Genomic DNA, 12,499 nt, shown 5'->3' on the forward strand with positions numbered 1-12,499 from the left:
CAACTTCGAAGGAGTTGAGAGCGGTGCAGTTCGGCATCTTCAGCGTCGGCGACGTGACCACCGACCCCACCAACGGGCGTACCCCCACCGAGCACGAGCGGATCAAGGCCATGGTGGCCATCGCGCTCAAGGCGGAGGAGGTCGGCCTCGACGTGTTCGCCACCGGCGAGCACCACAACCCGCCGTTCGTCCCGTCCTCGCCGACCACGATGCTCGGCTACATCGCGGCCCGCACCGAGAAGCTGATCCTCTCCACCTCCACCACGCTGATCACCACCAACGACCCGGTGAAGATCGCCGAGGACTTCGCGATGCTCCAGCACCTCGCCGAGGGCCGGGCCGACGTGATGATGGGCCGCGGCAACACCGGCCCGGTCTACCCCTGGTTCGGCAAGGACATCCGGCAGGGCATCCCGCTCGCCGTCGAGAACTACGCGCTGCTGCACCAGCTCTGGCGCGAGGAGAACGTCGACTGGCAGGGCCGCTTCCGCACCCCGCTGCAGTCCTTCACCTCCACCCCGCGCCCGCTCGACGACACCCCGCCGTTCGTCTGGCACGGCTCCATCCGCAGCCCCGAGATCGCCGAACAGGCCGCCTACTACGGCGACGGCTTCTTCGCCAACAACATCTTCTGGCCCAAGGAGCACTTCCAGCAGCTGATCGACCTCTACCGGGAGCGCTACGCCCACTACGGCCACGGCACCCCCGAGCAGGCGGTCGTCGGCCTCGGCGGCCAGGTCTTCATGCGGAAGAACTCGCAGGACGCGGTCCGCGAGTTCCGCCCGTACTTCGACAACGCCCCCGTGTACGGCCACGGCCCCTCGCTGGAGGAGTTCACCGAGCAGACCCCGCTCACCGTCGGCAGCCCGCAGGAGGTCATCGAGAAGACCCTCTCGTTCCGCGAGACCTTCGGCGACTACCAGCGCCAGCTCTTCCTGATGGACCACGCCGGGCTCCCGCTCAAGACCGTCCTGGAGCAGCTCGACCTGCTCGGCGAGGAGGTCGTCCCGGTGCTGCGCGCCGAGTTCGCCAAGAACCGGCCGGCCGACGTCCCCGACGGCCCGACCCACGCCGCGCGGGTCGCGGCCCGGCAGGCGGAGGGGGTGGCGGCCGAATGAGCGCCCTCAGGCTCGTCGTGGTGACGGCCGGGCTGAGCGTCCCGTCCTCCACCCGGCTGCTCGCCGACCGGCTCGCCGAGGCCGCCGCCCGCGAGCTGCGGGAGGCCGGCCGGGAGGTGGACGTCCGGGTCGTCGAACTGCGCGGACTCGCCCGGGACATCGCCGACAACCTGGTCACCGGCTTCCCGCCGCCCGCGCTGGCCGACGCCGTCCGGGCGGTCGAGGAGGCGGACGGGGTCATCGCCGTCACGCCGATCTTCTCCGCGTCCTACAGCGGGCTGTTCAAGTCCTTCGTGGACGTCCTCGACAAGGACGCGCTCACCGGCACCCCCGTGCTGATCGCCGCCACCGGCGGCACCGCCCGGCACAGCCTCGCCCTCGAACACGCCGTCCGCCCGCTCTTCGCCTACCTGCGGGCCGTCGTCCTGCCCACCGCGGTCTTCGCCGCCTCCGAGGACTGGGGCGCCGACGGCTCCCACGGCACCGACGGCTCGCTGGCCGGCCGGATCGCCCGGGCCGCCGGCGAACTCGCCGAGAGCCTGACCGGCCGCCCCGCCGCCCCCCGGGCCCGGGCCGCCGAACAGGTCGTCCCGTTCGCCCAGCAACTCGCGGCGCTCCGCGCCCGCTGACACCCAGGAGGTACGCACGGCCATGGAACCCCAGGTCCGCGACAACACCGAGCAGTCCCGCTTCGAGATCAGCACCGAGGCCGGCCTCGCCGGCTTCGCCGAGTACCAACTCCGCGACGGGGGAAGGACGGTGGCCTTCGTGCACACCGTCATCGAGCCCGCCTTCGAGGGCCAGGGCCTGGCCGGCAAGCTGGCCCGCGCCGCCCTGGACACCGTCCGCGAGCGCGGCGCGAGCGTCCTGCCGTACTGCCCGTTCATCCGCGGCTGGATCGCCAAGCACCCGGAGTACACCGACCTGGTGCCGGCCGACAAGCGGGCCAAGTTCGAGCTGTAGCGGGCGTCGGCGCGAGCGCGGGCGCGGGGCCGGCTGTCGCGCGCCCGCCCGCCGGTGCCTTGCCAGGGTTTGCCGTCAGGCGGGCGGGGCGTGGACGAACCGCCCGGTGCGGGCTATCGTCGCCGCTCGTGACCTTCTCCATCGTGGCCCGGCAGGGCGCCGCTCTCGGTGTCGCCGTGGCCAGCAAGTTCCTGTCCGTCGGCGCGCTGGTGCCCGCCGCCGAGGTCGGCGCCGGGGCGCTGGCCACCCAGGCCTGGGCCAACGTCGCGTACCGGCCGCAGGGGATGGCCCTGCTGCGCAGCGGGGTCGGTCCGGCCGGGGTGCTGGCGGCGCTGCTGGCGGCGGACGAGGGCCGGGCGCACCGGCAGCTCGGCGTGGTCGGCGCGGACGGCACCGCGGTGACGCACACCGGCGAGGAGTGCCTGTCCTGGGCGGGCGGCCTGGCCGGGGACGGCTACGCGGTGCAGGGGAACATCCTGACCGGGCCCGAGGTGGTCCGGGACATGGAGGCCGCCTGGCTGGCCTCCGCCGGACGGCCGTTCGCCGAACGGCTGCTGGCCGCGCTCGCGGCGGGCGACGCGGCGGGCGGCGACGCCCGCGGGCGGCAGAGCGCCGCGCTGTACGTGGTCGACCCGGGCCGGGGCGTCGGCGGCTGGGGCGACACCGCGTACGACCTGCGGGTCGACGACCACGCCGACCCGGTGGCCGAGCTGGGCCGGCTGCTGGCCGTGCACGAGGTGCTGCACGGCGCGTCCGACCCGGAGACGCTGCTGCCGCTGGAGGGCGAGCTGGCCGCCGAGGTCGGCGCGCTGCTGCGCGGGCTCGGCCACGACTCGCTGGACCGCTGGGCGGGCATCGAGAACCTGGAGGGCCGCCTCGCCGAGGGCCGGATCGACCCGCTGGTGCTGAACCGCCTGCGGTCGGCCGCCGGCTAGCGGTGGCCGACCGCAGGCGGTGGCGGTGGGCCGGTCAGGCGACCACGAAGTAGAACGTCTCGTTCTCCCCGCCGTTCGCGTTGACCTGCGCGTTCACGGTGCCGCCGGGGCCGGTCGCGGCGGTGACGCCGCTGCCGGTGACCAGCCGCAGGTAGGTGCCGGGGAAGGCCACCGACTCGAACGAGGCGGTGCCGCTGGCCTGCGGCAGCACCCGGTACTTCTCGTACGGGCCGGCGCCGAACTGGGCGTTGACCTTGCCGCCGCCGGCCTGGCCGGCCGGGACGCCGGTGCCGTCCAGGCGCAGGAACACGTTGCCGAACGCGGTCGACTCGAAGGCGAACGAGCCGTCGGCCTGCGCGCGGACCTTGAACGTGGTCAGCGGGCCCAGGCCGTACTGGGCGTTCACGACGCCGCCGCCCGCGTCGGTCGCGGAGGTGACGCCGGTGCCGTCCAGGCGCACGAAGATGTTGTGGAAGAAGGCGGACTGGATGGCGACGGGCACGTCGCCGAGCTTCACGAGGTCCGCTGCGGTCAGAGGCATGCTTGGACTTCCCCACTTCCGTCTGGTCGGGTCGCGGAGCCGGTCGGGTGCGGTACTCCGCGTGGCCGTGCGGTGACACCCTGTCTCCCGCCGCCGCCTCCGGGGTACCGGCAGATCCGCGTATTGACCGGGCGTCCCCGGGGCCGAGCAGGGGTGACGGCCGCGTTCCGGGCAGGTGTCCCAAACCGGACGACGGCCTTCCGTCCGTGCTCCGTACGAGGACGCCCGGTCCCGGCGTCCGGCCCGCGGTGGACGCCGGGGACCGGACGCTCCGGTCAGTGGCGGGCGCCGGGGGCGGTCCGCTCCGGTCGGCGGTCGGCGGTCGGGAGCGTCGGCTCCGGTCGGTGGTCGGTGCCCGGGAGCGTCGACTCCGGTCGGAGGGCCAGGGCCTGCTCCAGGTCGGCGATCAGGTCGTCGGGGTCCTCCAGGCCGACCGAGAGCCGCAGCAGCGCCGGGCCCGGCTTGTGCGCGGCGGCCACCGGGCGGTGGGTGAGCGAGGCCGGGTGCTGGATCAGGGTGTCGGCGCCGCCCAGCGACACCGCGTGGGTGATCAGCCCGCAGCGCTCGGCGACCGCCGCCGCGTGCGCGAAGCCGCCGGCCGCCTCGAAGGCCAGCGTGCTTCCCCCGCCCAGCAGTTGGCGTCCGAGCAGCGGCGAACCGGAGCGGCCCGGGTAGTGCACGGCGGCGACCTCGGGCCGGGCGGCCAGCCAGTCGGCGAGCCGGGCGGCCGAGGCGGACGCGGCGCGCACCCGCAGCGGCAGGGTCTGCAGGCCGCGGTGCAGCAGGTAGCCGGCCAGCGGGTGCAGCACGGCCCCGGTGACGGCCCGCACCCGGCGCAGCCGGGCCGCCCACTCCGGCGTGCAGGCGACCGCCCCGGCGAGCACGTCGCCGTGCCCGCCGATCGCCTTGGTGGCGGAGTGCAGGACCAGCGTGGCGCCGTGCCGGGCGGGCCGCTGGAGCACCGGGGTGGCGAAGGTGTTGTCGACCAGCAGCGGGACGCCGCCGCAGCGTTCGGCGACCGCGGCCAGGTCGACCAGGTCCAGGGTCGGGTTGCCGGGCGTCTCGACCAGGACCAGGCCGGTGTCCGGGCGCAGCGCGGCGGCCAGCGTGCCGGGCGCCGCCCAGGTCACCTCGGTGCCGAGCAGCCCGGAGTCCAGCAGGTGGTCGGAGCCGCCGTACAGCGGGCGCAGCGCGACCACGTGCCGGCGGCCCTCGGCCGCGGCCGCCAGCAGGCAGGCGGAGAGCGCCGCCATCCCGGAGGAGAACGCCACCGCCTCGGCGCAGCCCTCCAGTTGGGCCAGCGCCTGTTCGAAGCGGGCGACCGTGGGGTTCCACAGCCGCTGGTAGACCAGCCCGCCCTCGGCGGGCGGCCGGCCGCCGCAGGCCAGCGCCTGGTAGGCGTCGCCGCCGGCGGCGAGGTCCGGCACGGGGTAGGTGGTGGACAGGTCGAGCGGGGGGACGTGCGCACCGAGTCCGGCGAGGTCCTCGCGGCCGGCGTGCACGGCTCGGGTGTCGAGTCGGCTCATGGCGCCCGATGGTGAAGTTGAAAGAGTTGAATGACCAGGGCGGCGGCAGATGATTCGGCCCGCCCGGAGGCGCTCTTGCGGATGTTCGGCACCGGCCGCCACGCTGGTCGGATGCCGAACATTCCACGGCCCCGCGCGGCCGAGCTCGACGCCGTCGACCGGGCGATCGTCCGGGTGCTGCTGGCCGACGCCCGGATCCCCAACAACGCGCTGGCCCAGCAGGTCGGCGTCGCCCCGTCCACCTGCCTGGCGCGGGTGCGGGGGCTGCGCGAGCGCGGGGTGATCGCCGGCTACCACGCGGAGCTGGACCTGCCCGCGGTCGGACTGCCGCTGCAGGCGATGATCTCGGTCCGGCTGCGGGCGCACACCCGGCAGCAGAACGGCAGCTTCCGGGCCGTCGCGCCCGGACTGCCGGGCGTGCTGGCGGTGTTCCACATGGCGGGCAGCGACGACTACCTGCTGCACGTGGCGGTGGCCGACCCGGACGCGCTGCGCTGCTTCGTGGTCGAGCACCTGACCACCCATCCGGCGGTCGCCCAGACCCGGACGAACCTGGTCTTCGAACGGATCCCCGGCGCCAGCCAGGTGGTCTGACGCCTCGTCAAGTGACCTGTCCGCAGCGGTCCTTCCGGCCTTCGCCGCCGCTGCCGGAGCAGGTCGCCGGGCGTGCCCCCAGGGGGCGCGGGCCGTGGCGAGTTGTGGCCACTGTCCAGCATCCGCCGCCGCAGTCCGGCGGGTTCGGCCTTACCGTACTGAGTATCGGTCATCTGTCCGGTTCGCCACGGACGGGGCAGGGCTGCCGAGCCCCGACGCGGCCGGACGACGGCTCCCTCCCGCTCCCACCCGGTCGCCCCTGTTGTCGAAGGGACCGACCATGGCTGTCGCGGACCCACCCCAGACCGTGCGCTACCAGCTGAGCCTGGACACCGTGCCCGCGTCCGTACCGGCGGCCCGCCGCGGCGCGCGCGCCGAACTGGCCGCCCGCGGGCTGGACGCGGACCACCCGCTGACCGACACCGTGCTGCTGGTGGTCAGCGAACTGGTCACCAACGCGGTCCGCCACGCCGCCCCGCGCTCGCCCCGGGCCACGCTCCGACTCGACTTCTCCGCACGGGAGTTGACCGTCCGGGTGCACGACCGCCATCCGCACTGCCCGCGGCCCCCCGAGGTGCCGCACGAGGACGGCAGCGGCGGCTGGGGCCTGAGCCTGGTGCACGAACTGGCCGCGCTCTCCGGCGGCCTGGTGGAGACCGTCGCGGACCCGGACGGCGGCGGCAAGACGATGCTGGTGCGGCTCCCGCTGGACGGCTGAGACCGCTCCGCGGCGGTGCGGCGTGGGGTGGTGCGCGGCGGCGCGGCGCGGGGGTGGTGCGGGGGCAGGGCGGGGGCGCGCGCCCGAAGGTTGGCGCGGGGCCGGCGCCGCGTCCCGGCGGACGCCGGTTGGGAAGACGATCGTCGGACGACCCCGCGCCGCCCACTCTGCTGCATGTATGGAGTTATTGCAACTAACTCGCAATAAGGTGGCCCCGAAGGTGGCTCCGGGCGCCGGGGGCGCTCACCCGCGCGGCGCGCGCAGCACCAGCCGGGTCGGAACGGTCTCGGTGCGCGGCGGCGTCGCGTCGCCGTCCAGCCGGGCCAGCGCCAGCCGGGCCGCCGTCGCGCCGAGCAGCGCCGGGTCCTGGGCCACCGCCGACAGCGGCGGGTCCAGCACCTCCCCCAGCGGCAGGTCGTCGAAGGACAGCAGCGCCACGTCCCGCCGCCCCGAGCGGCCCAGGGCCAGCAGCGCGCCGGTCGCCGCGTTCGTGTTCGACGCGAACAGCGCCGTCGGCGGCTCCGGCAGCGCCAGCAGGGCCAGCACCGCGCGCTCCGCCTCCGCGACCGTCCGGGCCCCCGCCACCAGCTCGTCCGGGGCGGGCAGGCCGGCCGCCGCCAGCGCCTCCCGCCAGCCCGCCAGCCGCTCCCGCCGGGTGTACATCGCGGCCGGCAGGTCGCCGACGAACCCCACCCGCCGGTGCCCCGCCGCCAGCAGGTGCGCCACCCCCTCCCGGGCCCCCGCCCGGTTCGACGACACCACGCAGTCCGCGCCCGGGCCCGGCCGGTCCAGGTACACCAGCGGCACCCCGGCCGCCTCCGCCGCCGCCAGCGCCTCCCCGCCGCCCGCCGACACCACCAGCAGCGCGCTCGTCCGCCGGGCCAGGAACGCCCCCACCACCTCCGCCTCGCGCGCCCCGTCCCAGCCCGAGCAGCCCAGCAGCACCGTCAGCCCGCGCCCGCGCACCGCCTCCTCCACCCCGCCCGCCAACGCCCCGAAGAACGGGTTGCCCAGGTCCGGCAGCACCAGCCCGACCGTCGAGTCCGGCCCGCCGGTACGGATGCTGCGCGCCATCAGGTTCGGCCGGAACCCCAGCCGCCGCACCGCCGCCAGCACCCGCTCCCGGGTCGCCGCCGCCACCGGCCCGTCCCCGTTCAGCACCCGCGACACCGTCTTGGCACTCACCCCCGCCTCGCCCGCCACGTCGTGCAAGGTCGGCCGCCGCTCCATCCCCACTCCCTCCACCGCTGCTCACCCCGACCGTACCGCCGCCCTCCCGGCGGAAGATCGACCGGAGGTAGCCTGGCAGCGGATGTGGTGACCATGCGAGCGAGCGAAACCCAGGCGTCCGGGACGGCGATCCCCGAGGTCCCGTTCACCGCGCCACCCGGCGGACCGGTCGGCGTCGAGGTCATGACCCTCGCCGAACTCCGCGCCCGCCGGGCCGCCGCGACCGCCCCCGCCGACGACTTCCACCGGCCCCAGCGGCCCGCCTTCCACCACCTGCTCACCCTCGACCGCGGCACCCTGCGGCACACCGTCGACTTCACCGCGCACACCGTCGAACCCGGCAGCTGGCTCTGGGTCCGCCCCGGACAGGTCCAGCAGTGGGGCGAACTCGGCGACGCCGACGGCACCCTCGTCCTGTTCGAACCCGGCTTCCCCGACCCCGCGACGGTCGCCGCCGCCCGCCTCGACGACCCCTTCGCCGCCGCCGTCCTGCACACCGCCGGACCCGACCGCGAAGCCCTCGGACACGCCGTCCGGCACCTCCACCGCGAGTACGCCTCCGGCGCGGACCTCCCCGCCGAGATCCACCACGCCCTGCTCCGCCACCTGCTCGCCGCGCTCCTGCTCCGCCTCGCCCACCCCGCCGCGCCCTGCGGCAGCGCCGCCACCGAACCCGGCGAGACCTACCGGCGCTTCCGGCACGCCGTCGAACACCACTACACCCGCACCCGCCGCGTCGAGGACTACGCGCGGCTGCTCGGCTACTCCCCGCGCACCCTCTCCCGCGCGACGCTCGCCGCGGCGGGCGTCGGCGCCAAGGAGTTCGTCGACCGCCGCGTCGTCCTGGAGGCCAAGCGCCTCCTCGCCCACAGCGAGAGCTCCGCCGCCCGGATCGCCGACCACCTCGGCTTCGCCGACGCCGCGAACTTCGCCAAGTTCTTCCACCAGCGGACGGGGACCACGCCGATCGCGTTCCGCACGGCGGTGCGGGGCACGGCGGCGGCCTCCGGCGGGGCGGGGTGAGAGGAGAGGGGGAAGGGACGCCTCCGGCGGGGGAGGAGGGGGAGGGCTTGCGGACGGCGGTGCGGGGGCGCGTCGGGGATGAGTCACCGTCAGGTTCCGATCCGGTACGGAAATCGGGTGATCGGTGCCGGTTGGGGCGGTGGGCCTCTAGGGTGCGCTGTGAAGGTCTCGTGAGCGATCGCGGGTCCTCGCTGTTGACGCGGCAAGCGGCCTAGGAGCAAGGAACGTTGGAGACTCTCGGCGAGGGTGACCCGCAGGTCGTGGGGCCGTACCGGCTGCTCGGGCGGCTGGGGGCGGGCGGGATGGGCGAGGTGTTCCTCGGGCGGACGGCGGGCGGGCGGACGGTCGCGGTCAAGACGGTCCGTCAGGAGTTCGCCGGGGACCGGGAGTTCCGGCAGCGGTTCCGGCAGGAGGTGGCCGCGGCGCGGCGGGTCGGCGGGCGGTGGACCGCGCCGGTGCTGGACGCCGACACCGAGGGCCCGCAGCCCTGGGTGGCCACCGGCTACGTCGCCGGCCCCTCGCTCTCGGACGCGGTGCGGCAGTTCGGCCCGCTGCCGCCGGTCACCGTGCGCGCCCTGGGCACCGGCCTGGCCGACGCGCTGGAGGCGGTGCACGCGCTCGGGCTGGTGCACCGGGACGTCAAGCCGTCGAACGTGCTGCTCGCCCTGGACGGCCCCCGGCTGATCGACTTCGGCATCGCCCGGGCGCTGGACGCCACCTCGGCGCTGACCCGCTCCGGGTACGTGGTCGGCTCGCCCGGCTTCATGTCGCCCGAGCAGGCCAAGGGGCGCCCGTCCGGCCCGGCCGGCGACGTGTTCGGGCTCGGCGCGGTGCTCGCCTTCGCCGCCACCGGGCGGGCCCCGTTCGGCGAGCAGGACAGCGCCGCCGGACTGCTCTACCGGATCGTCCACGAGGAGCCGGAGCTCGGCGGCCTCGGCGGCGACCTGCTCGACCTGGTGCGCCGCTGCCTGGACAAGGAGCCGGAGCGCCGGCCGGGCCCCGCCGCCGTCCGCGAGCTGCTGGCCCGCAGCGCCAACGGGGAGACCCGGCTCGGCGAACGCGGCTGGCTGCCCGGCGCGGTCTCCGAGGAGGTGGCGCGGATGGCCGTCGCGCTGCTCGACCTGGAGTCCCGCCCCGAGGCCCCCGCGCAGCCCCCGCAGGCGCCGCAGGCCCCGGCCGCCCCGCCGACCGCGCCCTACCAGGCGCCCACCGCCCCCTACCAGGCGCCCACCGCCCCGTACCAGGCGCCGACCGCGCCCTACCAGGGCCCGAACCCGTACCTGTCGTCGACGCCGCCGGGCGCCTACCCGTACCCCGTCCTCGTGCCGCAGCCGCAGCCGCGGCCCGCCAAGCGGAGGGCGGGGCCGCTGGTCGCCGTCGCGGTGGTGGCGGCGGTGCTCGCGGGGGCGGGGGTGTGGGCCGCGACCAGGGACTCCGGCGGGGAGCGGCGGGCCTCCGGTCCGGACGGCGGTTCGGCGTCCTCGACCGGGAGGGGCACCGGCGCGGTGGTCCCCGCGACCCCGGCCGGGCACGACAGCAAGAAGCCCGAGGCGTCGCCGTCCCCCTCGCCGTCGCCCTCCCCGTCGGCGACGGTGGACCAGGACGCGGTCGTCCCGGAGGTGTTCCTGGGCACCTTCGAAGGGCCGACCAGCGCCCCGGGGAACTCGGTCCGGGTCGTGGTCCGGTTCACCATCCACCAGGGCGCGGTCGGCGAGGCGCTGGGCTTCGTCGAGACCGACGGCGGCCTCGGCACCAACCAGGTCGCCTGCACCAACGAGGCGCAGCTGGTCTCGGCGAGCAGGACCCGGCTGGTCTTCCGCGCCATCCCCGCCAGCGTCAGCGCGGGCTGCACCGCGCTGCCCGGCGACGGGGTGCTGACGCCCAACCGGGACGGGTCGCTGCACTTCGTCCAGCAGAACTACACGGGTGACCTGCCGCGGAACTCCTGACGGGCCCGCTCACAGGGCGGACCAGGTGGGGGAGGTGACGACGGCGGTGAGCTGGTCGACGGTGAGCACGGGGTCGCCGGCGCGCTGGCCGGCGGTGCCGGAGCCCCAGAGGCGGACGCCGACCAGGGTGCCGTCGGGGAGCAGGGCGTCCGCGACGGTGCCGCCGCCGAACGGGTCGAGGGACTCGGTCAGCACGGTGCTGCTGACCAGGGTGCCGTCGGCGAGGCGGTTGACGCTGCGGTGGGCGGCCCGGAAGGACAGCTCCGGGTCGGCCGGGTAGCTGCGGCGCCAGCCGGGGACGACGGTCAGCACGAGGGGGCTGGTCCGGCCGTCGACGGTGAGGTCGACCCGGAGGCGGCCGGGGAGGTCGGTGGAGGTGTGCGCGGTGCCCGGCTGCAGGCCGCCGAGCAGCGGGGTGAGGGCGGCGAGCATCCGGTCGGCGGCCGGCGCCGGACGGGCCGGCGGACGCGAGGGGGCGGTGCCCAGCGGGCCGAACACCGACTGCCACTGGGGAGCGGTCGCGATCTCGGTCAACTTCGCCCGGTCCAGCGGGAGTTCCTGCCCGGTGCGGTCCCCGTCGGCCTCCTGCACCTGGACCTGCCGCCCGTCCGGCCGGGTGTACGCCACGAACAGACTGCGGGGGCCCGCGCCGTCTCCGCCGTAGCCGCTGGTCAGCAGCCGGGAGCCGTCCGGCCGGGTGGCCGGCTCGCAGGTGGCGCCGCCGGGCGTGATCGGCTCGTAGCACAGCAGCCGCTGCTCGTCGCCGCCGACCGGGGTCGCCACCAGGTCGACGAAGACCAGGAGTTGGGCCTTGCGGCCGTTCCCGGCGGTGTACTCCAGGTACGCCTGCGGGAGCCGGCCGGGGTCGCCCGGGTCGGGGGCGCGGCCCCGCCCGTCGCGGACGGTGCCGTCCTGGGGCAGCAGCGAGACCAGGGTGTCCAGCATGAACGCGTCGTCGACCCGCGGCGGGCTCGCGGCGGGCACCGGGTCGTGGGACGCCCGGTCGGGCAGCAGGGTGGGGACGAGGACGGCGGCGGCGACCAGGGCGACGGCCGAGGCGACGCCGCCGCGGCGGCGCAGGACGCGGCGGCGGCCGCGCCGCTCGGCGCCCAGCGCGAACTCGTCGACGGGCACCAGCGGCGCCAGTTCGGCACCGGCCCGCAGCGCGCGGGCGAAGTCTTCTTCGGAGGGCGAGGGCGAGGGCATGGCAGGGCTCCAGGGCTCCGTGGCGTGGCGTCGGGCGAGGGGGTGCGGGCGAGGGGGTGCGGGCGCGCGGGTCAGGGCTGGGCGAGGTCGGCGAGCTGGTCGCCGAGCCGGGTGCGCAGCCGTGCCAGGGCCCGGGAGGCGCGGGAGCGGACGGCGCTGGGGGTGGTCCGCAGCGCGGTGGCGGTCTCCTCGACGCCGAGGTCCTCCCAGTACCGCAGGATGAGCACGGCCCGGTCCTGCTGCGGGAGTTCGGCGAGCGCGTCGAGCAGCGCGATCCGCAGCGCCGGGTCGGGGCCGGGCGCGGGCGTCTCGGCGAAGGTGTCGGTGACGTGCTCGCCGCTGCTGCGCCGGCGCCGGTGGCTGAGGAAGGTGTTGACCAGGACGGTGCGGGCGTACCCGGCCGGGTTCTCCATCCGGGAGACCCGGCGCCAGCTGCCGTACAGCTTGCCGAGCGCCTCCTGGGCGAGGTCCTCGGCCAGGTGGGCGTCGCCGCCGGTCAGGAGGTACGCGGTGCGCACCAGGTGGCGGGCGCGGGCGGCGGCGAAGTCCCGGAACTCCGGGGTGCCGCCGTCGGTGCCGCTTCTCGTCGGGCTGTCCATGCCCCTCTAACGCGGCGGGCCGGGCTTCCTGTCGCACCATCGGCTGAGCAGGTGTCGGCGTGTCGGGCCGTCGGGATGAGCAAAGGGGGACGAAGTG

At 76.2% G+C, this 12,499-nt stretch carries 13 protein-coding genes; 8 read left to right on the plus strand and 5 right to left on the minus strand.

The features are described from left to right. The first annotated feature begins 23 nt into the window (after nt 1-23). The 4 genes from KSE_RS30320 (at nt 24) to KSE_RS30335 (ending at nt 3,016) form a co-directional block, all read left to right on the plus strand. Nucleotides 24-1,118, plus strand: coding sequence for an LLM class flavin-dependent oxidoreductase (locus tag KSE_RS30320; RefSeq protein ID WP_014139191.1), 1,095 nt, complete (start codon nt 24-26; stop codon nt 1,116-1,118). Then, nucleotides 1,115-1,747, plus strand: a complete 633-nt coding sequence (locus KSE_RS30325; RefSeq protein WP_014139192.1) for an FMN reductase — start codon at nt 1,115-1,117, stop codon at nt 1,745-1,747. The genes KSE_RS30320 and KSE_RS30325 overlap by 4 nt, the downstream gene beginning before the upstream one ends. 22 nt (nt 1,748-1,769) lie before the next feature. Beyond that, nucleotides 1,770-2,081: a GNAT family N-acetyltransferase gene (locus KSE_RS30330; RefSeq protein ID WP_014139193.1), complete on the plus strand. Its 312-nt coding sequence runs from the start codon at nt 1,770-1,772 to the stop codon at nt 2,079-2,081. A 128-nt stretch (nt 2,082-2,209) separates the two neighbouring features. Then, nucleotides 2,210-3,016, plus strand: a complete 807-nt coding sequence (locus tag KSE_RS30335) for a DUF1028 domain-containing protein (protein ID WP_014139194.1) — start codon at nt 2,210-2,212, stop codon at nt 3,014-3,016. A 34-nt stretch (nt 3,017-3,050) separates the two neighbouring features. Here the strand turns inward: KSE_RS30335 and KSE_RS30340 are convergent, their stop codons facing one another. Together KSE_RS30340 and KSE_RS30345 are read right to left on the minus strand one after the other, a co-directional pair. Beyond that, nucleotides 3,051-3,557, minus strand: a complete 507-nt coding sequence (locus KSE_RS30340) for a fascin domain-containing protein (RefSeq protein ID WP_014139195.1) — start codon at nt 3,555-3,557, stop codon at nt 3,051-3,053. Nucleotides 3,558-3,832: 275 nt separating this feature from the next. Beyond that, nucleotides 3,833-5,083 (minus strand): trans-sulfuration enzyme family protein, encoded by a 1,251-nt coding sequence (locus KSE_RS30345; protein ID WP_014139196.1) that lies wholly within the window; start codon nt 5,081-5,083, stop codon nt 3,833-3,835. Nucleotides 5,084-5,194: 111 nt separating this feature from the next. On the opposite strand from KSE_RS30345, the gene KSE_RS30350 reads away from it, so the two are divergent. Next, on the plus strand, nt 5,195-5,677 hold the full coding sequence (locus tag KSE_RS30350; RefSeq protein ID WP_033257575.1) for an Lrp/AsnC family transcriptional regulator: 483 nt from the start codon (nt 5,195-5,197) through the stop codon (nt 5,675-5,677). Nucleotides 5,678-5,957: 280 nt separating this feature from the next. Continuing rightward, the gene (locus tag KSE_RS30355; RefSeq protein ID WP_014139198.1) at nt 5,958-6,395 is read left to right on the plus strand and encodes an ATP-binding protein; all 438 of its coding nucleotides are present in this window, start codon (nt 5,958-5,960) and stop codon (nt 6,393-6,395) included. A 243-nt stretch (nt 6,396-6,638) separates the two neighbouring features. Here the strand turns inward: KSE_RS30355 and KSE_RS30360 are convergent, their stop codons facing one another. Beyond that, complete coding sequence (locus KSE_RS30360; RefSeq protein ID WP_106437754.1) at nt 6,639-7,631, minus strand: LacI family DNA-binding transcriptional regulator; 993 nt, start codon at nt 7,629-7,631, stop codon at nt 6,639-6,641. Between the two features lie 87 nt (nt 7,632-7,718). Between KSE_RS30360 and KSE_RS30365 the strand changes: the two genes are divergently transcribed. Both KSE_RS30365 and KSE_RS30370 read left to right on the plus strand, forming a co-directional pair. Then, on the plus strand, nt 7,719-8,648 hold the full coding sequence (locus KSE_RS30365) for a helix-turn-helix domain-containing protein (RefSeq protein ID WP_106438077.1): 930 nt from the start codon (nt 7,719-7,721) through the stop codon (nt 8,646-8,648). A 227-nt stretch (nt 8,649-8,875) separates the two neighbouring features. Continuing rightward, on the plus strand, nt 8,876-10,597 hold the full coding sequence (locus KSE_RS30370) for a protein kinase domain-containing protein (RefSeq protein ID WP_051055433.1): 1,722 nt from the start codon (nt 8,876-8,878) through the stop codon (nt 10,595-10,597). 9 nt (nt 10,598-10,606) lie between these two features. Here the strand turns inward: KSE_RS30370 and KSE_RS30375 are convergent, their stop codons facing one another. Together KSE_RS30375 and KSE_RS30380 are read right to left on the minus strand one after the other, a co-directional pair. Then, complete coding sequence (locus KSE_RS30375; protein ID WP_014139202.1) at nt 10,607-11,803, minus strand: hypothetical protein; 1,197 nt, start codon at nt 11,801-11,803, stop codon at nt 10,607-10,609. 71 nt (nt 11,804-11,874) lie between these two features. After that, nucleotides 11,875-12,402, minus strand: coding sequence for a SigE family RNA polymerase sigma factor (locus tag KSE_RS30380; protein WP_014139203.1), 528 nt, complete (start codon nt 12,400-12,402; stop codon nt 11,875-11,877). Nucleotides 12,403-12,499 lie beyond the last annotated feature (97 nt).

This window comes from Kitasatospora setae KM-6054 (assembly GCF_000269985.1).
In the GTDB taxonomy this organism is placed as follows: domain Bacteria; phylum Actinomycetota; class Actinomycetes; order Streptomycetales; family Streptomycetaceae; genus Kitasatospora; species Kitasatospora setae.

Excerpts from the sequence above, each read along its gene's own strand:
- KSE_RS30325 (WP_014139192.1), top strand. The coding sequence starts at position 1,115 with ATGAGCGCCCTCAGGCTCGTCGTGGTGACGGCCGGGCTGAGCGTCCCG.
- KSE_RS30330 (WP_014139193.1), top strand. The coding sequence starts at position 1,770 with ATGGAACCCCAGGTCCGCGACAACACCGAGCAGTCCCGCTTCGAGATC.
- KSE_RS30340 (WP_014139195.1), bottom strand. The coding sequence starts at position 3,557 with ATGCCTCTGACCGCAGCGGACCTCGTGAAGCTCGGCGACGTGCCCGTC.
- KSE_RS30345 (WP_014139196.1), bottom strand. The coding sequence starts at position 5,083 with ATGAGCCGACTCGACACCCGAGCCGTGCACGCCGGCCGCGAGGACCTC.
- KSE_RS30350 (WP_033257575.1), top strand. The coding sequence starts at position 5,195 with ATGCCGAACATTCCACGGCCCCGCGCGGCCGAGCTCGACGCCGTCGAC.
- KSE_RS30355 (WP_014139198.1), top strand. The coding sequence starts at position 5,958 with ATGGCTGTCGCGGACCCACCCCAGACCGTGCGCTACCAGCTGAGCCTG.
- KSE_RS30365 (WP_106438077.1), top strand. The coding sequence starts at position 7,719 with ATGCGAGCGAGCGAAACCCAGGCGTCCGGGACGGCGATCCCCGAGGTC.
- KSE_RS30375 (WP_014139202.1), bottom strand. The coding sequence starts at position 11,803 with ATGCCCTCGCCCTCGCCCTCCGAAGAAGACTTCGCCCGCGCGCTGCGG.
- KSE_RS30380 (WP_014139203.1), bottom strand. The coding sequence starts at position 12,402 with ATGGACAGCCCGACGAGAAGCGGCACCGACGGCGGCACCCCGGAGTTC.